The sequence below is a fragment of the Caballeronia zhejiangensis genome (genome assembly GCF_022879815.1).
Classification (GTDB): Bacteria; Pseudomonadota; Gammaproteobacteria; order Burkholderiales; family Burkholderiaceae; genus Caballeronia; species Caballeronia zhejiangensis.
Genome location: NZ_CP084284.1, coordinates 353,088 through 375,405 on the forward strand (window position 1 = coordinate 353,088; position 22,318 = coordinate 375,405).

At 65.8% G+C, this 22,318-nt stretch carries 16 protein-coding genes and 1 pseudogene; 9 read left to right on the top strand and 8 right to left on the bottom strand.

Annotated elements, in window-relative coordinates:
* Positions 1–68: 68 nt before the first annotated feature.
* A complete protein-coding gene (locus tag LDZ23_RS16145) occupies positions 69–1,565 on the bottom strand; it encodes a UdgX family uracil-DNA binding protein (protein WP_244808190.1) in 1,497 nt (498 codons plus the stop codon).
* A gap of 199 nt (positions 1,566–1,764) precedes the next feature.
* On the opposite strand from LDZ23_RS16145, the gene LDZ23_RS16150 reads away from it, so the two are divergent.
* The gene (locus LDZ23_RS16150) at positions 1,765–2,475 is read left to right on the top strand and encodes a glycosyltransferase family 2 protein (RefSeq protein ID WP_008353814.1); all 711 of its coding nucleotides are present in this window, start codon (positions 1,765–1,767) and stop codon (positions 2,473–2,475) included.
* Between the two features lie 7 nt (positions 2,476–2,482).
* On the opposite strand, the gene LDZ23_RS16155 is transcribed toward LDZ23_RS16150, so the two are convergent.
* The 6 genes from LDZ23_RS16155 to LDZ23_RS16180 all read right to left on the bottom strand — a co-directional run bounded on the left by LDZ23_RS16155 (position 2,483) and on the right by LDZ23_RS16180 (position 9,250).
* The gene (locus tag LDZ23_RS16155) at positions 2,483–3,070 is read right to left on the bottom strand and encodes a nucleotidyltransferase family protein (protein ID WP_008353813.1); all 588 of its coding nucleotides are present in this window, start codon (positions 3,068–3,070) and stop codon (positions 2,483–2,485) included.
* A gap of 110 nt (positions 3,071–3,180) precedes the next feature.
* Positions 3,181–5,403: a xanthine dehydrogenase family protein molybdopterin-binding subunit gene (locus LDZ23_RS16160; RefSeq protein ID WP_008353812.1), complete on the bottom strand. Its 2,223-nt coding sequence runs from the start codon at positions 5,401–5,403 to the stop codon at positions 3,181–3,183.
* Positions 5,400–6,389 carry an FAD binding domain-containing protein gene (locus tag LDZ23_RS16165; RefSeq protein ID WP_008353811.1) on the bottom strand — a complete coding sequence of 330 codons (990 nt, stop codon included), beginning with the start codon at positions 6,387–6,389 and terminating at the stop codon, positions 5,400–5,402. The genes LDZ23_RS16160 and LDZ23_RS16165 overlap by 4 nt, the downstream gene beginning before the upstream one ends.
* 10 nt (positions 6,390–6,399) lie before the next feature.
* Positions 6,400–7,092, bottom strand: coding sequence for a (2Fe-2S)-binding protein (locus LDZ23_RS16170; RefSeq protein ID WP_008353810.1), 693 nt, complete (start codon positions 7,090–7,092; stop codon positions 6,400–6,402).
* A 309-nt stretch (positions 7,093–7,401) separates the two neighbouring features.
* On the bottom strand, positions 7,402–7,917 hold the full coding sequence (locus LDZ23_RS16175; protein ID WP_008353809.1) for an isochorismatase family protein: 516 nt from the start codon (positions 7,915–7,917) through the stop codon (positions 7,402–7,404).
* Between the two features lie 4 nt (positions 7,918–7,921).
* On the bottom strand, positions 7,922–9,250 hold the full coding sequence (locus tag LDZ23_RS16180) for a hypothetical protein (RefSeq protein WP_008353808.1): 1,329 nt from the start codon (positions 9,248–9,250) through the stop codon (positions 7,922–7,924).
* 62 nt (positions 9,251–9,312) lie between these two features.
* Between LDZ23_RS16180 and LDZ23_RS16185 the strand changes: the two genes are divergently transcribed.
* The 8 genes and pseudogenes from LDZ23_RS16185 (at position 9,313) to LDZ23_RS16220 (ending at position 21,711) form a co-directional block, all read left to right on the top strand.
* Positions 9,313–9,735: a GFA family protein gene (locus LDZ23_RS16185; protein WP_008353807.1), complete on the top strand. Its 423-nt coding sequence runs from the start codon at positions 9,313–9,315 to the stop codon at positions 9,733–9,735.
* A gap of 7 nt (positions 9,736–9,742) precedes the next feature.
* Positions 9,743–10,654 carry a DUF72 domain-containing protein gene (locus tag LDZ23_RS16190; RefSeq protein WP_008353805.1) on the top strand — a complete coding sequence of 304 codons (912 nt, stop codon included), beginning with the start codon at positions 9,743–9,745 and terminating at the stop codon, positions 10,652–10,654.
* Between the two features lie 151 nt (positions 10,655–10,805).
* A complete protein-coding gene (locus LDZ23_RS16195) occupies positions 10,806–12,392 on the top strand; it encodes a S53 family peptidase (RefSeq protein WP_008353804.1) in 1,587 nt (528 codons plus the stop codon).
* A gap of 43 nt (positions 12,393–12,435) precedes the next feature.
* On the top strand, positions 12,436–14,133 hold the full coding sequence (locus tag LDZ23_RS16200; protein WP_033536950.1) for a S10 family peptidase: 1,698 nt from the start codon (positions 12,436–12,438) through the stop codon (positions 14,131–14,133).
* 816 nt (positions 14,134–14,949) lie between these two features.
* Positions 14,950–17,184 (top strand): annotated as a pseudogene (gene katE / locus LDZ23_RS16205) (catalase HPII); the annotation flags it as partial.
* 218 nt (positions 17,185–17,402) lie between these two features.
* Positions 17,403–20,558 (top strand): ATP-binding protein, encoded by a 3,156-nt coding sequence (locus tag LDZ23_RS16210; RefSeq protein ID WP_235366170.1) that lies wholly within the window; start codon positions 17,403–17,405, stop codon positions 20,556–20,558.
* Between the two features lie 125 nt (positions 20,559–20,683).
* Positions 20,684–21,217, top strand: coding sequence for a hypothetical protein (locus tag LDZ23_RS16215; protein WP_008353800.1), 534 nt, complete (start codon positions 20,684–20,686; stop codon positions 21,215–21,217).
* 227 nt (positions 21,218–21,444) lie between these two features.
* Positions 21,445–21,711, top strand: coding sequence for a hypothetical protein (locus LDZ23_RS16220; protein ID WP_008353799.1), 267 nt, complete (start codon positions 21,445–21,447; stop codon positions 21,709–21,711).
* 320 nt (positions 21,712–22,031) lie between these two features.
* Here LDZ23_RS16220 and LDZ23_RS35005 read toward each other — a convergent pair whose 3' ends face one another.
* Positions 22,032–22,298, bottom strand: coding sequence for a hypothetical protein (locus LDZ23_RS35005; protein ID WP_425306901.1), 267 nt, complete (start codon positions 22,296–22,298; stop codon positions 22,032–22,034).
* Positions 22,299–22,318: the final 20 nt, after the last annotated feature.

Below are 22,318 nucleotides of genomic sequence, written 5' to 3' on the forward strand. Positions count from 1 at the left end.
GTTGACGACGCTTTCGTCTTGTTGCGTCCTGTTTCGTCCTGTTTCGTCCTGTTGCATCTGCGGCTCGTTCAGCGCGTCGGGTCCTTCACCGGCGTGCGGATGGTCGCGGTGCCGTCGGCGATCTGCTGCGCGAAAACGAGCGCCTCGACGATCGTCCCGAAGACTTCCGCGCGCACTTTGTCGTCGGCGAGGCGCATCAGATACGACGGGTGATACGTCGGCACGATGATGTGCCCCTTATGCTCGATGGTCTTGCCGAGATACTCGGACAACGCCGTGCGATGCCCCGTGAGCGCCTTGAGCGCCGTCGCCCCGAGCGCGACGACGACTTTCGGCCCGATGCGCTTCAGTTCTTCGTCGAGCCAGTAGCGGCAGGCTTCGCGTTCGCGCTGCGCGGGCGCGAGATGCGCGCGCTCCTCGCCTTGCGCTTCCCATTTGAAATGCTTCACCGCGTTGGTCAGATAGAGCGATTCGCGCGCGATCTGCGCCTCGGCGAGCGCTTCGTCGAGCAGCTTGCCCGCCTGACCGACGAACGGCTTGCCCTCGCGGTCTTCCTGATCGCCCGGCTGCTCGCCGACCAGCATCACGCGGGCGTCGCCGGGACCGACGCCCGGCACCGCCTGCGTCGCGTTGCGCCACAGCGCGCAGCGCCTGCATGCATCGAGCGACGGCGGCTCGATCAGCATCGTGCCCTTGATCGGCTCCAGATCCGTGTTGATGGCGACTTCCATGTCGGGCGGCACATTACGCGGATGACGGTCGCGCCGCGAATAGGGATCGGCGCGGGAGATCAGCGCGGGATCGGTGCGCGCGTTCTCCGGGCTTTTCCAGTAGCGCACCGGCATATGCGACGCCATTTCGGCGGCGTTTTCCTGCGCCGGCGCGAACGTGCTCTCGCAATACGCGAGCCAGAGCGCCTCGATGGCGTCGCCGCTGATGGCTTCGCCGCTCATCGCGGTGTCGCCGAAATCCATCGGCTTTTCTTCCGGCTCGCTCGTGCGGTCCACGCGCAGGAGCGCGCCGTCCCAGAACGCGGCGCCGTGCGGCGTGGCGATCATCCACGTGGCGCTGCCCATGCGCGTGGCGAAGTGCATCGCGGCGTGCTCCAGCACATCGTGCACCGGCTCGAACCAACTGATGAACTCGGGCGGCCCGAGCGACGAATCGCGATGCCGGAAACGCAGCACTCTGCGCATTTCGCTTTCTTCGGCCTCGACCGATTCGATCATGCGCCGCAGCCGATGCCCGTCCGGATCTTCCGGCGAGGCGATCGCGCGGTCGCCCTGCGTCCAGCGCCACAGCGCCTTGTAGAGAAACCGCCAGCGGTCGGGCGCGCGAAAGCACGCCGCCGTTTCGAGCATGGCGAGGAATTCGCGCGCGATCTTGACCGGCTTCTTCGCATTCGGATCCGACGGGCCGCGCGACGCAACGATGGAGCCGAACACCGTTGCCGATGCATCGGTTTCGAGCCATTCCACGTCTTCCGGGCGCGCGTCTTCCATGAGGAGATTGCGCGCCTCGGTACGCCAGGCAGCGAACGACGGATCGATGGTGACGCTTTTCATCGGCGAGCGGAATCATAAAAGCACTGTATATCCATACAGTAATTCTAGCGATTCCCGCCGCTTTTCAGCAACTATTTAGAGACGATCGCGCCCTTATACGGCGGAGCGGCCCGCCATTCACGGGAACGGCCATTGCTGAAATTCATCCATCGCGCCGTCTCGATTGCCAACGGAAAAAAACTCACACACGGAGCCGCCAATGCTTGCCATCGTCATTCCTGCTCACAACGAAGCCGCGCATATCGGCGCGTGCGTCGCGGCTGCACGTCGCGCGGCAGATCATCATCAACTGCTTGGCGAGGCGGCGCGCGTGATCGTCGTCGCCGACAGTTGCAGCGATGACACCGCCGCCATCGCGCGGGCGCTGGGCGCGGAAGTGACGTGCATCGAGGCGTGCAATGTCGGCGTCGCGCGCGCGCATGGCGCACAGCGGGCGCTGGCGCTGGGCGCGCGCTGGCTCGCATTCACCGATGCCGATACGACCGTCGCCGCAGACTGGCTCGTGCGCCAGCTCGACTGCTGCGCGGACGCGGTGTGCGGCGTGATCGGCGTGCACGACTGGTCGCCGCATATCGGCGCGGTGCGCGAGCACTTCGGGCGCACTTATACCGATGCGGACGGGCATCGGCATATTCACGGCGCGAACATGGGCGTGTCGGCGAGCGCGTACGTGAAGGCGGGCGGATTTGCGCCGCTGGAGACGAGCGAGGACGTGGCGCTCGTCGAAGCGCTGATCGCGACCGGCGCACGGATCGAGTGGAGTGCGTCGCCGCGCGTGGTGACGAGCGCGCGGACGGATTTCCGGGCGAAGAAGGGATTCGGCGCGACGCTGCTCGACGTCAGCCGGCGCTATCTGCCGATCGGCGCCGACGCCGAAGATTCCGCGGAAACGGCGGCGATCGCGGCTTAGGTCGCGCTCAAGTCTGCCCGAGGTCGCTCGGCAAATCCACGTCGCGCAGCACGTTCGCATCGTCCACTTCGACGATGAACGGCTTGTGCGTCGTGAAGATGGCGCGTGCGCCCGCGTCGCCGTCGAGCGTGGCGAGCATCTCGCGATGCGCGATGCCGAAGCCCACCGGATGCCCGCGCTTGCCACGATGGAACGGCGCGACGAGCGCTTCGCCGCCGTCGAGCGCACGCGCGACCGCTTCATACGACGACGCTTCGATCCACGGCATGTCGCCGAGCGCGACGAGCCAGCCATCGGCTTCGGACGTCGCGCGCACGGCCGCGGCGAGCGTCGCGCCCATGCCGCGCTCGGCGTCGACGCTGAAGATGACGTTGCAGCCTGCTTCGTTGAGCACGTCGGCGAGCTTTTCGGCGCCGGGACGCACGACCGCGATCACTTCGGCGCACACGGCGAGCAGCCTGCGCGCCGACTGGAACACGATGGGCGTTCCGTCGGGCAGGGTGGCGAGCAGCTTGTTGTGGAGTCCGGACGGGTCGAAACGGGTGCCGAGACCCGCCGCCAGCAGAATGCCGGTCGCGTTCGACGAATAGGTCATCGCGGGTGCTCGTGTGGGGATGAATCGCGATTGTGCGGCGCATCGAACGGCGTCGCAAGCATAAAAAAACACACGGCGGCCGGGCGGACCGCCGTGTGCGTCGTTTCACTTCACGCCATCGTCGGCGGCAGGATTTTGTCGAGCGTAATCGGCAGATCGCGCACACGCACCCCCGTCGCGTGATACACCGCGTTGCCGAGCGCGCCTGCCACGCCCGTAATGCCGATCTCGCCGATGCCCCGCGCGCCGTGCGGATTGATATGCGGGTCCGGCTCGCCGACGAACGCGATATCCAGCATGCCGATATCCGCGTTCACCGGGACGTGATATTCCGCGAGATTCGCGTTCGTATAGCGCCCGTAGCGCGAATCCATCTCGCTCTTTTCCAGCAGCGCCGAGCCGACGCCCCACACGATGCCGCCCATCAACTGGCTATGCGCGGTCTTTTCGTTGAAGAGCGTGCCGACGTCGTACACGCCGACGATGCGCGGCACGCGGATGATCCCGAGGTCCGCATCGACATGCACTTCCGCGAACACCGCGCCGAACGAGTGAAACGAATACTGCTTTTTCTCGTCGCCGGGCCGGGTCGTGGCGATCGCCTCGATCGGCTTGCCGCCGTTGCGCGCGATGATCGCCGCCGCGGGATCGCGCTTGTCAGGATTCGACAGGCTCACGACCCAGCCGTTGGACACGGTCACGTCCTCGCGCGCGAGACCGGCGACGGGCGATCCGCGATCCGCGAGCGCCATCGCGATGAGTTGATCGCGCGCCTCCATCGACGCCGCCCGCACCGCCGGCGACACGCTCGCCGCCGATTGCGAGCCGCCCGAGACCGGCGCCTTCGGCAAGGACGAATCGCCGAGCGCGAAGCGCACGTAATCGAGCGGAAAGCCGAGCGCGTCGGCGGCGACCTGCGTCATGATCGTGTACGTGCCGGTGCCGAGATCCTGCGTGCCGGACGCGACCATCGCGGTGCCGTCGGGCAGGATGCGCGCCACCGCCGACGCCTCGCTGCGATTCGCCGGATACGTCGCCGTCGCCACGCCCCAGCCGATGAGCGTATTGCCTTCGCGCATCGACTTCGGCGCGTGGTTGCGCTTGGACCAGCCGAAGGTATCCGCGCCGCGCCGATAGCATTCGAGCAGCGCCTTCTCCGACCACGGCTTCTTCTCCTGCGGCTCCATGTTCGCGTGATTCTTGATGCGAAACGCGAGCGGATCCATGTTCAGTCGATACGCCATTTCGTCCATCGCCGATTCGAGCGCGAACGAGCCGCTCGTCTCGCCGGGCGCGCGCATGAAGGTCGGCGTGCCGATGTCGAGCTTGACCAGCTTGTGCGACGTCGACTGGTTCGGCACCGCGTACAGCATGCGCGTGACGATCGCGGAGCTTTCGGTCCAGTCCTCGAACGTCGATGTCGTCGAAACGACGTCGTGACGCATGCCGGTCATGATGCCGTCATCGCGCGCGCTCACCTGAAAGCGCTGCTCGGTGAATGGCCGGTTGCCGACCATGCCGAACATCTGCGGCCGTTCGAGCACGAGCTTGACGGGGCGGCCGGTCTGCTTCGACGCCATCGCCGCCAGCACGACGTGCGACCACACCGACCCCTTGCAGCCGAAGCCGCCGCCGACGAACGGGCAGATCACGCGCACGTTCTCATCGGAGATGCCGAAGAACTTCGCGACCGCGCTTTTCGCGCCGGACACGCCTTGCGTCGCGTCGTAGAGCGTGAGATTCGGGCCGTCCCAGCGCGCGACGGTCGCGTGCGGCTCCATCGGATTGTGATGTTCGTACGGCGTCGTGTAGACGGCGTCGAGGCGCGTCGGGCCTTGTTTCAAACCGGCGTCGACGTCGCCGCGTTTCGTCGTGATCGCGCGGCCCATCATCTTTTCCGGCTGATACGCCGAGGCCTTCGCGCGCGTGAAATCCGCGTTGGGCATCGCGGCTTCGTAGCGCACGTCGACGTAACGCGCCGCGCCTTGCGCGTGCTCCAGCGAGTCCGCGACGACGACCGCGACCGGCTCGTTGCTGTAGCGCACCTCGTTGGTCTGCAAGAGCGTCAGCTTGCGCACGGCGGGCGGCTGCGCGTCGGGGACGCCGTTGTTCGGCAGGCGCATCGCGTTCCGATACGTCATCACAAGAAGCACGCCGGGCATCGATTGCGCGCGGCTCGTGTCGATCGACGCGATACGGCCGTGCGCGACCGTGCTCGTGACGATGACCGCATGCGCGAGCTTGGCGTCGGTGTTGTCGGCGGAATAGCGCGCCTGGCCGGTGACTTTCAGCACGCCGTCGGTGCGATCGAGCGGTTTTCCGATGACAGTCATGCGACACCTCCGGCCTGTTGAACCGCGCGCACGATCGCGCGCTGCGCGAGCACGATCTTGAACGCGTTGTCGCGCTGCGGCTGGGCGCCCTGTACGGCGAGCGCGGCGGCGTTCTGCAGCGTGGCTTTATCGAGCGATTGGCCGACGAGCGCGCGTTCGGTCGCGTTCGCGCGCCACGGCTTGTGCGCGACGCCGCCGAGCGCGATGCGCGCGCTCTTCACCGTGTTGCCGTCCATCTGCAACGCGGCCGCGACCGACACCAGCGCGAACGCATAACTCGCGCGATCGCGCACTTTCAGATACTTCGAGTGCGCGGCGAAGAGCGGCGGCGGCAGATCGACCGACGTGATGAGCTCGCCTGCGTGCAAGGTCGTGTCGAGCTCGGGCCTGTCGCCCGGCAGCCGATGAAACTCCGCGAACGGAATCGTCCGCTCGCCGTTCGGGCCCGCGACGCGCACGACGGCATCGAGCGCCGCGAGCGCGACGCTCATGTCGGACGGATTCGTCGCGATGCACTGACGGCTCGCGCCGAGAATCGCGTGCATGCGATTGTTGCCGTCGATGGCCGCGCAGCCGCTGCCCGGCGAGCGCTTGTTGCATTGAGGAAAGCCGGTGTCGTAGAAGTACGCGCAACGCGTGCGCTGCATCAGATTGCCGCCGACGGTCGCCATGTTGCGCAGTTGCGCCGATGCGCCCGCGAGCAGCGCCTGCGACAGAAGCGGATAGCGTTCGCGCACCCACGCATGATTGGCGGCGTCGCTGTTGCGCACGAGCGCGCCCAGCCGCAGACCGCCATCGGGCAGGGCGGTGATGCCATTCAGGCCGTCGATGTGCGTGATGTCGACGAGCCTCATCGGCCGCATGACGCCGCCTTTCATCAGGTCGAGCAGATTCGTGCCGCCGCCGATGAACATCGTGCCCGGCTGGCTCGCGGCCGCGAGCGCCGCGCCAATATCCGGCGCGCGCTGATAGGAGATCGCGTCCATGTGCGTCTCCTTATGCGTTGCCCGACGCGACGGCTTTTACCGCCGCGACGATGTTCGGATACGCGCCGCATCGACAGATGTTGCCGCTCATGCGCTCGCGAATTTCGTCGTCGGAGAGTTGCGCGGGGCGAAAGCGCACGTCGGCCGTGACCGCGCTCGCGTCGCCGTTGCGATATTCGGCGATGAGCGCCGTCGCCGAGCACAATTGCCCCGGCGTGCAGTAGCCGCACTGAAAGGCGTCCTTCTCGATGAACGCGCGCTGGATCGGCGCGAGCGTGTCGCCGTCGGGCGCGAGGCCTTCGACGGTCGTGACGGATTCGCCGTCGTGCATCACCGCGAGCGTCAGGCACGAGTTGATGCGCCGGCCCGACACGATCACCGTACACGCGCCGCACTGGCCGCGGTCGCAGCCTTTCTTCGTGCCGGTGAGGTTGGCATATTCGCGCAGCGCGTCGAGGAGCGTCGTGCGCGCCTCGACCTGCAGTTCATACGGATGGCCGTTGATGGTGAGCTTCACGGGCAACATCGGCGTGGCGGCGGGCGGCGGCGCCAAGGCCGGCGTCGCGGCCGGTTGCTGCGCGCGCGCGTGCGGCGCGGCGGTCACTGCTGCGGCCGCGGCGGCGGATTGCAGGAAACGACGGCGCGACGGCTTTCGCGCCGCGTCGCTGGCGTCGTCGTGAGGATGGGTATCGGCTGGGGACATGGCGATCGGTTGCTCCTCGCTCGTTCGGAAGGGCGTCGACGGGCTCAAGTCTTCACGGGGATTCGCTCGCAGCCGATTGCGACGGATCGGGCGGAGCGCCGATGCTCGAGTCCTCGGGGCGGCGCAAGAGGCGCGGTTCGCGATCGTTCGGCAACTGTAAGGGAACCGAACGTTCGTCGAGCCGCAATCGCAGACTACAGCAAGTGGGGTGCCATGCGCTCGGGACGGACGCTGGCTGGCTTATGAGCGGGCCGTGCGGGTAAATGCTGCATGCGCGCGTAAAACTAACGGTCTGGTTCGAAACCCACGTCACTTGATCAGCGCAAGCACGTCCCGAAAGCGCGGATGCCGGCAACTGCCCATCCATCCGAAGATCGTCGTTTCGACCGTCGTGAGCCGCGCGCCGTCCTGCCGCGCCCGCTCGATCGCGACGGCGCGATCCGCGGCTCGCCGCGACGCGACCGCGTCCGCCACGAATTCCACGCGATAGCCGAGCCGCAACACTCCGAGCACCGTCAGCAGCACGCACACATGCGCCTCCGCGCCGGCGACCCACAGCGTCGCGGGCGCGGGCGGCAGCGCATCGACGAACGCGGGTTCGAGCGTCGCATCGAATGTGTGCTTTTCGACGACTTTCGCAGACCGGAGATCGACGGGCAGGCTTTCGACCGTGCCGCCGAGCCCGCGCGGATTCTGCTCCGTAAAAAGCACCGGCACGTCGAGCAGGTTCGCCGCGCGCAAGAGCGTGCCGGCGCGCTCCGTCAGACGTTGCGCGCCATCCAGATGCGGCAGGAGCCGCGCCTGCATGTCGACGATGACGAGCATCGCGTCAGGCCTCGCTCTCCATGATCCGGTCGATGAGCCGCGCGTTCTCGCCCGCGGAGCCGATGCCCGCATGCTTGGCCATCGGCACGAAGAAGTGCGTGGCGATCGGCAGCTTCGAGCGTTCGAGCCAGTTGGTCAGATGCGCGGCGAGGCGCTTCGCCGGCGTCTTCAGTTCCTCGCGCAGCACGCCGGGCAGCTTCTCGAAGTGCCGCATGTCGGTCTGATACGGCTCGGGCGCGACGCACAGCGCGTTCGGCCGGCCATCGACATCGACGGGAAGGCGTTCCAGCGCCTGATGCAGCAGCGCGACGCCGAGGCCCTCGCCGCGCCACGGCTTTCTCACTTCCCACAGGCTGATGTAAATCACGCGATGCGCGTTGTAGACCTCGCACAGCTTCTCCGGACCGAGCGCTTCCGTCGATGCGAGCGCGAGCGAGAGCATTTCGCCCGAGTAAGTGTCGAGCGTGTAGACGAGATCGGCGCTGCTCGTGAGCGGCGGCACCTTGACGAGTTTCAGCCGCACCGCCGCCGCGACGATATCGCTGCCCGCCTCGTGGAAGACGGCGAACGCGGTGCCGAGCCGCTCGTCGTCGACCTGCGGGTATTCGTGACGATAGGTCATCGTGAAGAGAAACGGCCCGATCTTCTCGCGATACGCGAGCGGCCTGTCGACGTCGTAATCGTCGACGCCGTCGAGACCGTACGGATCGTAATCGCGCTTTTCTCGCCGCTCGCCGTTTTGCGCGGCGGCGAGCGCCGCGAGCGGACGGCGCGATTCCGGCACGAGATCCTCCGGCAAACCTTCCCAGCTCAGACGCAAAAACTCCCGTCCGCCGCGATAGTGCGTCTCGAAGAGCGAAAGAACCGGCTCGCCCGCGACCGGATCGAGAATGCGCTGGGCGCACTCGTAGGCGCGGTCGAGCAGCTGATCGGCTTCGGCGGGATCGGGCGCGAGATGCGGCTCGCTGCCTTGCGGCTCGGCGGGCAAGCCTTTTGCAACGCGTTCCTTGTGCGCGAGTTCGAGCCATTCGTCGGCCGCGCGTTCGGCGATGAAACCCGCCGCGATGCGATAGCCCGTCAGCACGATCGACTGGCCGGTGCGGCCGAGCGGGAACACGTACTCGTCGTTCATGACGTCGTCGACGGTGACGCCGCGGAACGTTTCGCGCGGCGCGTTCGCATTCGCGACCGCGTCGAAGCGATCATGCGACAGCACGTGGGCGACGAGGTCGGATGCGGCCGGACCGAACTCCGATCCGGCGCCGGGAAGCAGCTTCAGCAGGGACAAGGTACTCGCGGTATACGTGGTGCCGGTCGTGCTTGGTGTGCTCATGAGTGCCATCTCCGATCGTGAAGGGTTATCGTAACAAACCATCGTATTTACGGGAGAGATCGATGAGCGTTGAAAAGGACGAAACGCGGGCGGCTACGGTTCATGAAGGCGGATGCGCGTGCGGCGCGTTCCGCTTTCGCGCGACGGGCAAGCCCATTCGCGTCTGCATCTGCCACTGCACGACGTGCCGGCAAGTGCATGGCTCCGCCTTCGGAGCTTATGCGATTTACGCGCGCGGCAACGTGATGATGAGCGGCAGCCTTTCGACGTGGAAGAGTTCCGACGATGGCCGGCGGCACTTCTGCCCGGCGTGCGGCTCGGTCGCGTACATGGAATTCACGACGCGCGACGAAGTCGATCTGCCCATCGGCGCATTCGACGAAACCGGCGTCTTCGAGCCGACTTACGAGCTCTGGTGCAAGCATCGCGAGCCGTGGCTGCCGCAGGGCGCGCGGGCGGAATACGACGAAGGCCGTCCGCACTAGGCGCGCGATGACAGGGCGCATCCGCATCGGCATTTCGGGCTGGCGCTATGCCGGCTGGCGCGGCGTGTTCTATCCGAAAAAGCTCGCGCAGGCCCGCGAGCTCGATTTCGCGTCGCGCGCGGTCCAGACGGTCGAGATCAACGGATCGCATTATTCGCTGCAAAGCGTGACGAGCTATCGCGCGTGGCGCGACGCGACGCCCGATGGCTTCGTCTTCAGCGTGAAGGGGCCGCGCTATCTGACGCACATGCTGCGTTTTCGCGACGAAACGGCGATTCCGGCGATCTCGAACTTCTTCGCGTCCGGCGTGCTCGCGCTCGGCGACAAGCTCGGTCCGTTCCTCTGGCAGTTTCCGCCGAACTTTTCCTTCCGTCCCGAAGCCTTCGAACGCTTTCTCGAATTGCTGCCGAAGGATACGGTCGCCGCCGCGCGGCTCGCCCAGGGCCACGACACGCGCGTGAAAGACCCGTGGTTCGAGCCCGGAAGAAAGCGCGCGCTGCGGCACGCGATCGAGATCCGTCATCCGAGTTTCTGCACCGATGAATTCGTGCGGCTGCTGCGCAAATACGGCGCGGCGCTGGTCGTGTCGGATTCGGTGGCCGGCTGGCCCTATGCCGAAGATCTCACGTCCGACTTCACTTATTTGCGGCTTCACGGCAGCGAAACGCTTTATGGCGGCAGCTATAAGGACGAGGCGCTCGACGAATGGGCACGCCGCATCGAATGCTGGGCGTCGGGCGGACAGATCGCCGACGCGCGGCTGATTTCATCGGCGAAAGCACGGCCGCGCGCGGGCCGCGACGTCTTCTGCTACTTCGACAACGATCAGAAAGTGCGCGCCCCGTTCGACGCGCGACGCCTGATGGAGCGCCTCGGCATCGCGCTCCCCGCCGAGCCGCACATCGAGACGAAACGTTGAAGACCGGGACAGCTTTTGTCTCGCTGGAACTGCATGCTCTCGTCAACGGTCCGAGCAATTGCATTCGCGCCCGGAAAATAAGACGATAAGCGCGGGCAGCGGCAGGATCGAGAAACTTTGATTTTCATGGCCAACGAGGAGCATCGATACCATGACGAAGCAACCGGTCAGCGGCAGCGACAAGATTCATCCCGAAGGCGCGCAATGCATCGGCGACTGCGATCCGTCCGAACAGATCGAAGTCATCGTGATGCTGCGGCGCAAGGACGAGGCGGGCTTCAAGCAGATGATGGCGCGCATCGATTCCGGCGAAGCGCCCGCGCAAGCCGTATCGCGCGAGGAATTCGACAAACGTTTCACCGCCTCGGACGACGACATCGCCAAAGTGAAGGCGTTCGCGCAGCAGTACGGCCTGACGGTCGTGCGGGCGGAAACCGAAACGCGCAGCGTCGTGCTGAAAGGGACCATCGAACAATTCCAGAAGGCTTTCGACGTCAAGCTCGAACGCTTTCAACATCACAACATCGGCGAATATCGCGGACGCTCGGGGCCGGTGAAGGTGCCCGACGAAGTGCACGACGCCGTCACCGCCGTTCTCGGCCTCGACAGCAAGCCGCAGGCGCGTCCGCACTTTCGTTTCCGTCCGCCGTTCAAGCCGGCGCGCGGCGCGGCGAGCGCGTCGTTCACGCCGGTCGATCTCGCGCGTCTCTACGATTTCCCCGATGGCGACGGCGCGGGCCAATGCATCGCCATCATCGAACTGGGCGGCGGCTATCGCGATGCCGATCTTTCCGCGTACTTCTCGAAGCTCGGCGTGAAGTCGCCGCAAGTCGTGTCGGTCGGCGTCGATGGCGGCAAGAACGCGCCCACGGGCAATCCGAACGGCCCGGACGGCGAGGTGACGCTCGATATCGAGGTCGCGGGCGCGGTGGCGCCGGGCGCGCGCATCGCCGTGTACTTCGCGCCGAACAGCGACGCCGGTTTCGTCGATGCCGTCAATCGCGCGCTGCACGATTCCACCAACAAGCCTTCGGTCATATCCATCAGTTGGGGCGGGCCGGAGGCGAACTGGTCGTCGCAATCGATCGGCGCGTTCAACGACGTGCTGCAAAGCGCGGCCGCGCTCGGCGTGACGGTGTGCGCGGCATCGGGCGACAGCGGCTCGTCCGATGGCACGGGCGACGGCGCGGATCACGTCGACTTTCCGGCGTCGAGCCCGTATGTGCTCGGCTGCGGCGGCACGAGCCTGAAGGCGTCGGCGACGGGCATCGCGAAGGAAGTCGTCTGGAACGACGGCGATCAGGGCGGCTCGGGCGGCGGCGGCGTGTCGGGCGTGTTCGCGCTGCCGGCATGGCAGAAGGGTTTGTCGGTGATGCGTAACGGCAAGCAGACGGTGCTCGCGAAGCGCGGCGTGCCGGACGTTGCGGGCGACGCATCGCCGCTGACCGGCTATGAGGTGCTGATCGACGGCGAGGATACGGTCGTCGGCGGCACGAGCGCGGTCGCGCCGTTGTGGGCTGCGCTGATCGCGCGCATCAACGCGATCAACGGTTCGCCATCGGGCTTCGTCAATCCGAAGCTCTACACGGCGAAGACGGCGTTTCGCGACATCACGGAAGGCAACAACGGAAGTTTTTCCGCGGCGGCCGGCTGGGACGCGTGCACCGGCATGGGCAGTCCCGACGGCGCGAAGATCGCGGCCGCGTTGAAACCCGCGAAGTCTTTGAGCAAGGCGTAAGACAGTGAACAACAACCACGACGACGATTCTGGAGCGATCACGATGAACTCCGATCCACTGGCAGCGAGCGACAAACCTGCGAACGCGGAAGAACCGGCCTTGACCGCCGCCGCGAAGAAAGCGCCGAAGAAGACCACGACGGCGAAGAAGGATCAGCCGTATTTCGATCCGGTCGCGTACGGCAACGGTCCCGACGACGCCGTCGCGGCGACCGAGGCCGACGAGAACGCGGCGATCACGCATCACAGCGTGACGATCGGCGGCGCGAAGATCGCTTATACGGCGACGGTCGGCCATCTCGTCACGGTCGATCCGAGCAGTTCGAAGCCGAGCGCGAAGATGTTCTACGTCGCGTTCACGAAAGACGGCGCGAAGGAAGAGGCGCGTCCGCTGACCTTCTTCTATAACGGCGGGCCGGGGTCGTCGTCGGTGTTCGTGTTGCTCGGCTCGTTCGCGCCGCGCCGCATCAAGACGGCGATGCCGGGCTTCACGCCGCCCGCGCCGTATCAGATGGAAGACAACCCGGACAGCCTGCTCGACCGCAGCGATCTCATCTTCATCAATCCGGTCGGCACGGGCTATTCGGCGGCGATCGCGCCGAACAAGAATCGCGATTTCTGGGGCGTCGATCAGGATGCGGGGTCGATCGCGCAGTTCATCAAGCGTTATCTGACGAAGAACAATCGCTGGAATTCGCCGAAGTTTCTGTTCGGCGAGTCGTACGGCACGGCGCGCAGTTGCGTGCTCGCGTACAAGCTGCATGAGGACGGCATCGATTTGAACGGCGTCACGCTGCAATCGTCGATTCTCGATTACGCGCAGGCGGGCAATCCTGTCGGCGCGTTGCCGACCGCCGCCGCCGACGCGTGGTATCACAAGAAACTCGGCGTGCATCCGACGCCGACCAACTTGCTGACGTTCGTGGAGGAAGTCGCGGAGTTCTCGCGCACGGATTATCTGAACGCGCTGCGCAAATTTCCGCAGACGGACGATGAAGTGGTCGAGAAGCTCTCCGAATACACGGGCATCGACCGCGCGACGTTGCTGGCGTGGAGTCTCGATATCGCGGCTTACGACAGCCGGGGGAATTCGCTTTTTCTCACGACGCTCTTGAAGTCGAAGGGCGAATCGCTCGGCTCCTACGATGGTCGCGTGACGGCGATATCGACGGGCATCGCGGGCAAGATCGATCCGAATTCGGGCGGCAACGATCCGACGATGACCGCGGTGAGCGGCGTCTACACGACGATGTGGAACAGCTATCTGAACGAGCAGTTGAAGTTCACGTCGACGTCGTCGTTCACGGACCTGAACGATCAGGCGTTCCTCAACTGGGACTTCAAGCATACGGACCCGACGGGCGAACAGAAGGGCCTGGATTCGAAGGGCAACATCATTCTCTACACGGCGGGCGATCTCGCCGCGGTGATGGCGCTGAACGTCGATCTGAAGGTGCTGGCCGCCAATGGGATGTACGACTTCGTGACGCCGTTCTATCAGACGATCATCGACTTGCAGCAGATGCCGCTGATCGACAAGACGGTGCGGCAGAATCTTTCGGCGACGTTTTATCCTTCCGGACACATGGTCTATCTCGATGGCGGATCGAGGACGCAGCTCAAGGCGGATCTCGCGAAGATGTACGACGAAGCGACCACGAATCATGCGGCTATGAGCCGGATCATTACGTTGCAGAAGACTACGGCGGATAAGTTGGGGGCGTTGTCGCCGGTGGGGTGATGGTTTGCTTTTACCGCGAGGCGGTGGGGTTCGGGGGTTTTTTGTTTTGTTGTCGCCGGATCCCGTATTCGTGTCGGCTCCGGTTTTTCGCCGGATCCCGTATTCGTGTCGGCTCCGGTTTTTCGCCGGATCCCGTTTTCTTAGTGGTCTATTAGCACTGCCCCTGTGCGGGGCGGCACTTACTTTCTTTGCTGCTGCAAAGAAAGTAAGCAAAGAAAGCAGCTTCCGATACGCCCGCGGTCACACGCAATTTGGGTAGTCCTCTCGTCCATCGTGGGCTGCCTAAAGAGTGCCCTCATAGGCCCCATCGGGCTTGGCTCGCGCACGGTCTGCCACATCGCACCACACAACAAACTGGTTCAGCACCAAATAGCTCCAGCCCGCTTCGCGGCCGACCGGTCAATCGGGTCCGCGCGTGCTTCGCTACTAACATCTTTATCGCACTGCGCGCGCAAACCGATGGTTTCCCTTGCAGACCCGGCGGCAGCGCGTAGCGCTGTGCCGAAGCTCTTTCGTGCTGAACCAGCGCCCTCGAAGTTATTGGTTGGCAGACCGTGTGCGAGCCAAGCCCGATTAGGTGTTTGAGGGCACTCTTTAGGCGAGTGCCGCCTCGGACGAGAGGACTACCCAAATTGCGTGTGACCGCGGGCCTGAAAAGCTGCTTTCTTTGCTTACTTTCTTTGCAGCAGCAAAGAAAGTGAGTGCCGCCCCGCACAGGGGCAGTGCTAATAGACCGACGCGAAACCGGGATCCGGCGACTACAGCAAAGAAAGTGAGTGCCGCCCCGCACAGGGGCAACGCTAATAGACCACAAAGAAAACGGGATCCGGCGAAAACAACCACGGCGAAAAGCACCCCCGCCCGGGAACATCAATTGCGGTAGAGGACCGCAAGTCCTCACCCAAACCCGGAGTCCGCAAAAAAATGGCAATGGAGAAGCAACCGCCCGAAGGCGGCGTAGCCCGCACCCCCTCGCAGAGCAACACCAACAAAAAAGTCGAATCCCTCGAAACGTTCCGCTCCGACGCGACCAACCAGGCCCTGACGACAAACCAGGGCGTCAAGATCGCCGATAACCAGAACACCCTGCGCGCCGGCGAACGCGGCCCTTCGTTGCTCGAAGACTTCATCATGCGTGAAAAAATCACGCACTTCGACCACGAGCGCATTCCGGAACGCATCGTCCACGCCCGAGGCTCGGCCGCTCATGGCGTCTTCAAGGTGTACGAATCGCAGGCCGAACTGACGAAGGCCGCCTTCCTGCAAGACCCGTCGAAGGAAACGCCCGTCTACGTGCGCTTCTCGACCGTGCAAGGCTCGCGCGGCTCAGCCGATACCGTTCGCGACGTGCGCGGCTTCGCCGTCAAGTTCTACACCGAAGAAGGCAATTTCGATCTCGTCGGCAACAACATGCCGGTATTCTTCATTCAGGACGCGATCAAGTTCCCCGACTTCGTCCACGCGGTCAAACCCGAGCCGCACAACGAAATGCCGCAAGGCGCATCCGCGCACGACACCTTCTGGGACTTCGTCTCGCTCGTGCCCGAATCGGCGCACATGGTGCTCTGGACCATGTCCGATCGCGCGATTCCCCGCAGCCTGCGCACGATGGAAGGGTTCGGCATCCACACCTTCCGCTTCATCAACGCGCAAGGCAAAGGACGCTTCGTCAAGTTCCACTGGCGGCCGACGATCGGCTCCGCATCGTTGCTCTGGGACGAAGCGCAGAAACTCGCGGGCAAGGATTCGGACTTCCATCGGCGGGATCTCTGGGAAGCGATCGACAACGGCGACTATCCCGAATGGGAACTCGGCGTGCAGATCGTCGAAGAAGAGGATGAACACAAGTTCGACTTCGATCTGCTCGATCCGACCAAGATCATTCCCGAAGAGCTCGTGCCGCTCAAGATGATCGGCAAGCTCACGCTGAATCGCAATCCCGATAACTTCTTCGCCGAAACCGAGCAGGTCGCGTTCTGCCCCGGGCACATCGTGCCGGGCATCGATTTCACCAACGATCCGCTGCTGCAAGGGCGTCTGTTCTCCTACACCGACACGCAGATCAGCCGTCTCGGCGGCCCGAACTTCCACGAAATTCCGATCAACCGGCCACTCGCGCCACTCGCCAACGGCCAGCGCGACGCGATGCATCGCCAGACGATCGACAAGGGACAGGCGTCCTACGAGCCGAATTCCATCGACGGCGGATGGCCGAAGGAAACCCCGCCCGCCGCATCGGGCGGCGGCTTCGAAAGCTACACGGAGCGCGTCGAAGGCTCGAAGATCCGCGTGCGCAGCCCGTCGTTCAAGGACCATTATTCGCAAGCCACGCTCTTCTGGAACAGCATGACCGATCCGGAAAAGGATCACATCGTCGGCGCGTATTCGTTCGAGTTGTCGAAGGTCGAGCGCAAGCACATCCGCGAGCGCCAGCTCGGCATTCTCGCGAACATCGATGAGACGCTCGCCGCGCGCGTCGCCGAGAATCTCGGCTTGCCCGCGCCGAAGAAGAACGCGGATGCCGACGAGCTCGGCAAGTCTTCGGTGACGGAATCGCCGGCGCTGTCGATCGTCGCGAAAACGAAGCCGTCGATCAAGACGCGCAAAGTCGCCATTCTCGCCGCGCCCGGCGCCGATGCCGCGAGCATCAAGGCCGTGCAGGACGCGCTGAAAGCCGAGGGCGCGCACGCAAAGGTCATCTCGCCGACGCTCGGCTCGCCCGCGCAAGGCATCGAGGCCGATGCGACCATCCTCGGCATGCCGTCGATCATGTTCGACGGCGTGATCGTCGCGGGCGGCAAGGACAGCGCGAAGACGCTGTCGGAATCCGGCGACGCGCGTCACTTCGTGCTCGAAGCGTTCAAGCATCTGAAGGCCATCGGCGCGATCGGCGACGGCGAGGACCTGCTCGCGGCCGCGCATCTGCCGGGCGGCGAGGAAGGCGTCGCCGTGGGCAGCGACGCGAATGCCGTGCTGAAGAGCTTCATCGAAGCGATGAGCAAGCATCGCGTGTGGTCGCGCGCGCAAAAGGCGGAGTCGGTGCCCGCCTGACGCGCGTTTCGCGCCGCGCAACGAAGCGCGGCTTCATGCGTCACGCCGTCGATATACGCGCCCGGGTGTTTTTGAGACACTAGCCGCACTCGGGTCCATCGGGGCGTGACGTGTTCAATCTAGCGCAGCATCGCGCCGGCGCCGGGCGGGGCGCGTGCGCTGTTCTCGCGTGTGTGCTCTGCATCGCGTGCGGGTTTGCGCATGCGAAGGAGTCCATCGTGATCGGCGCGGTGCCGGGCATGGCGCCGCCGCTCGACATGGCCGATTCGGTGAATCATTGTTCGGCGCGGCCGGGCTTGCCGCGCGGCATCTCGGCCGATTTTGCGAACGCCGTCGCGAGTGCGCTCGGAATCGATCCGGACTGGCGCTTCTTTCCCGACAGGCCGGCGATGATCGCGGCGCTCAGGCTCGGCGACATCGACATGGCGACGGGCGCGACAGGCGAAGACGCCGGCGAACCGCTCGCGTTCAGCCGCCCGTATCTGCCGACGAAGCTGATCTACGTCGAGCCGCTCCATTCCCATCCGCCGACGCATCGGCTCGCTTACGTGGCCGCGCAGACATCGCCGGCGCGTCTGCGCGCGGCGTATCCATCGCTCGAACCCGTCGTTTATCCCGATCTGACCGGCGCGCTGCTCGCGGTGTCGCTCGGCGACGCGGACGCCTTCGTCGGCGACATGACCGTGGCCTCGTACACGATCGATCATTTCGATTTGCCGAACCTGACGATCACCGGTTTCGCGACCTTCGACGAAGGCGGCTACAGTTTCGCGTTCGCGCCCGGACGCGCCGACGCCGATGCGCTGCGCAAGCGCGTCGACGATGCGCTCGCCGCATTGCCGCCGAGCTTCGCGCTCGTGACGCACGAGCGCTGGCAGCCGGCGGCGTCCGCGATCACGCGCAACACGCCGATCCCGCTCACGCGCGAGGAAGCAGCGTGGATCGCGGCGCATCCCGTCGTGCATTATTCGATGCTCGCGCAGGCCGCGCCGCTGATGTTCCGCGATCAGCGCGGCAACGCGGCGGGCATCGCCGTCGATATCCTCGACGCGATCGCGCGCGTGACCGGCTTGCGCTTCGAGCCGCGCATACGCACGTCGATGGCGCAGTTGCGCGCCGATCTGAAGAGCGGCGCGTCCGCGATCGTGCCGTTCAGTCTCGGCGCGTTGTCGCCGTTGCCCGGCGGCGAGGCGACCACGCCGACGGGCGAAAGCATTTTTGCGATCGTGACCGCCGTGGGCCGTCCGCCCTTGCGCGACGCCGCCGCGCTCGCCGGCAAGCGCATCGCGATTCCGCACGATTGGCCGATCCTGAACTTCGTGCGCGAGGATGCGCCGCAAGCGCGCATCGTCGATTCGAAACCGTTCGACGGTCCGTTTCGCGCCGTGGCCAACGGCGACGCCGATGCGGCCGTCGCCGATCTGCCTTTCGCCAATTACGCCGTGGGCAATCCGTTTCGCGGCACGCTCACGATCAGCGGCGTGCTGTCGACGAAGCCGATTCCGCACGGACTCATCGTCAGTGCGGGCGAGCCGGTGCTGCTCGGCATCGTGAATCGCGCGATCGCGAGCCTGCCGCCGCCGGAACTCGAATCGATCCGCACGCGCTGGAAGCTCGCCGAGCATCCCGAAATGATGTGGGAGCGCCGCCGTCCGCAAGTCGAGCTGGGCGCGCTGCTCGGCATTGCGCTTTTGCTCGCGCTCGCGGGCTGGGCGTTGACGCTGCGCGTGCAGATCGCGCGACGGATCGCCGCCGAACGCGCCATGCGCGCCGCGAAGGAAGAGGCGGAAACGGCGAATCGCGCGAAATCGACGTTCCTCGCGACGATGAGCCACGAAATCCGCACGCCGATGAACGCCGTGCTCGGCCTGCTGGAAATGGAGCTGCGTGCGCCCGGCGAGCGCGCCGCGACCAAGCGCGCGCTGTCGACCGCGCATCACGCCGCGCGCGATCTGCTCGGCATGATCGACGATCTGCTCGACGTCGCGAAGATCGAGGCGGAGCGCCTCGTGCTCGCGCCCGCGCCGCTCGAGGTCGAATCGTGGATCGCGGGCGTCGCGGCGATCTACGAGCCGGCCGCCCGCGCTAAGGGCATCGCGCTCGTCGTGAAGCGGCTTTCCGGCGACGGTCCCGTCTGGATTCGTGCCGATGGTCAGCGTTTGCGGCAAATCGTCGGCAATCTGCTCTCGAATGCGATCAAGTTCACCGATACCGGCGCGGTCACGCTCGCACACGACATCGCGCCGGCGCTGGACGGCAGGCGCGCGGTGACGCTCGCGGTGTCCGATACGGGCATCGGCATCGCGCCCGGGAAGCAGGCGCTGCTGTTCACGCCGTTCGTGCAGACGCACGATGGCCGTGCGCGCAGCGTCGGTGGCACCGGCCTCGGCCTCACGATCAGCAAGCGGCTCGTCGAGATGATGGGCGGCGCGATCGAGCTGGCGAGCGAGCCGGGGCGCGGCACGCGCTTCACCGTGCGGCTCGATTTGCCCGAGGCGGATGCCGTCGCGTGCGCCGCCGATGCGCCGGCCGTGGAGACGGGCGTATCGGCGGAATCGCTTGCGGGCTTGCGCGTGCTCGTCGTCGACGATCATCCGGCGAACCGCATCGTGCTCGACGGACAAATCCGGCTGCTCGGCGGCGTCGCGCAACTGGCCGTAGACGGCAAGAGCGCGCTCGCACGCTGGCGCGCCGCGCCGCACGCCGTCGACGTGATTCTGACCGACTGCTCGATGCCCGAAATGAGCGGCGAGGAACTGGCCCGCACGATTCGCGAGGACGAAGCGAAGCATCCGGCGACGCGCGCCGTGCCGATCATCGGCCTGACAGCGAACGCGCAGCCCGAGGCGGCATTGCGCGCGGTCGCATCGGGCATGAACGCGTGCCTCGTGAAGCCGCTCGGCCTCGACGCGCTGCGCGAGGCCTTGCTCGCCGCGACGCGCGACGGCCGCGTGCCGGTTGCAGCGCCGGTCGCATCGGCGACGCGCGAATCCGGCGAGCCGGTTCTGGATGCCGCGTTGCTCGCCGGTTTCGGCGAGCAGGCCGGGACGCTCGTCGATACGCTGAAGTCCGCGAACGCGAGCGATCTCGCCGACGCGCACGCCGCGTTCGCCGACAACGACCACGCCTTGCTGCGCGACATCGCCCATCGCATGAAGGGCGCGGCGGCGGTGATCGGCGCGGCGTCGTTCATGCGCGCGTGCGTCACGTTGCAGCGCGACTGCGAACTGGCGGTCGACGACGATCGCAACGGCGAGGACGATGCGCGCATCGCGGCATCGTTCGCGGCGTTCGTCGCGGCGGCCGAGGCGCTCGATGCGGCGCTCGACGCGGCGTCGGCATCGGTTTGTCCGGCGTCCGGCGCGTCGACGTGACGCGGCTTCGCGGATCGCGAGCAACTCTTCGCGTGCGGCGCGCGTTTCGTGTGCTTTAATTGAACCTCCGATCATCTTGAAAACAAGCGGCGGACCGAGGCCGCGATCGATGGCGCACGAAACGCATGAGTCGAAGGGATACCGGGTTCACCGAGGAACCGAAACCGGGCGCGCGCCGCGCCCGCCGGGCCGCGCGCGCGGCGCTCGCGTGCTGCTGCGCGATGCTCGCATGCGTGCCCGGCACGCCGCGCGCCCAGCGCGCCGAATGGCTCGATGCGCGCGTCACGCAGGCGACCATCGTCGATACGATCTGCATTCCGGGTTACGTCGACCGCGTGCTGCCGTCGTTTGAAATCCAGATGCGTCAGAAGGAGCGGCTGCTCAAGCAGCGCAGCATCGATCCGTCGTTCGCGTCGGAATACGCGCTCGATCATCGTATGCCGGTGCTGCTCGGCGGCTCGCCCAACTCGCCCGCGAATCTCGATCTGCGCCGCTGGGAAGGGCGCGAGGGCCAGCGCCGAAAGGAACGGCTCGCGGTGTACCTGAAGCGCTGCGTCTGCACCGGCGACATGACGCTGAAAGAAGCGCAAACCGCAATGGCGGGCGACTGGCCGAATCGGTATCCGAATCTTTCCAGCATGACCTGTACGGGCCTGTAACGATGCGTTCGGCTTATCCGTCCGATTTAGAACATCTATTGAAATAGGCGGAATGTCGCATCACACGCGCCATTAACGGGATTAGTATGGAGCTATCTCGAAATTAGTCCTGGAGTCGCCATGATGCTCGCGTATGTGTCCCTCTTCGTTGTCGGTACGCTCGCGGCGCGGATGATCGCGAGGCAGAGCCGGCGGCCTGTTTTCGCACGCGCAAGAAGGTGACGGCGATGAACCTGCTCGTCTGGAATCTTCCTCAACGCTGCGCCGCGCGCGACGTGCGGCGATTTCTCGAGCACGAACTCGGGCAGTATGCGAGCGACATCGAAGTTCACGGCGCGGGCACCGCTCACGCCTACGCGACCGCCAGGCTCGCGACCGATGTGCCTTACATCGGCGAGGCGATCGCCCAGAAGCTGTGCCATCAGCGCTTTCACGACGAACCTTTGCGTGCCCGGGCTTCCGCGTCCGGCGACGCCTCCATCCGTCTGCATTGATGTTTCCGCTGCGCCGCGCATCGTCGCGCGTGCGGTCGGAACGAACTTTGCTGCGCTTCCGTTGACGAACCTCAAGTAGCGGCGAAGCCGGCGCGTCGTGCGCGCCGGCTTTTTTGTCGATGCGCGCAGTCTCGCGCATGGGCCGCTCGAACCGGGCGATCCGGTGGATCGTCCGTTGGCGAATGGCAAAGCGGATCAATCAAATCAATGCATCAGGCAGGAAAGAGCAGGACGAACAAGACGCCGATCGGCGCAAGGTTTCTCGTGTGCGCGGCGGCGGGCGCGCTTCTTTCGATCTCGACGGCGGCTCGCGCGCAGCCTCAGGCGGCCTCGGGCGCATCGGGAGCGGTCGCGCAGGGACGCGTGACGGCGTTGCCCGTCGCGCCCGTGGCCCGCTCTATCCCGGTGCCGCCGATGCCGCAGGGCGCAAGCATTCCGCAAGCCGCGAGCGCGCCCGAGCGCGCGCTTCCCGCCATGCCCGTGCCGATGCCCGCGCAAACCGGCTCCGGAAGCGTCGGCTGCATCGGCTGCATCGGCTGGATCGGCGGCGAGCGCAGCCAGCGCGGCATCGGCGGCGAGCGCGGCATCGGAAGCGGCCGCGCCCGAA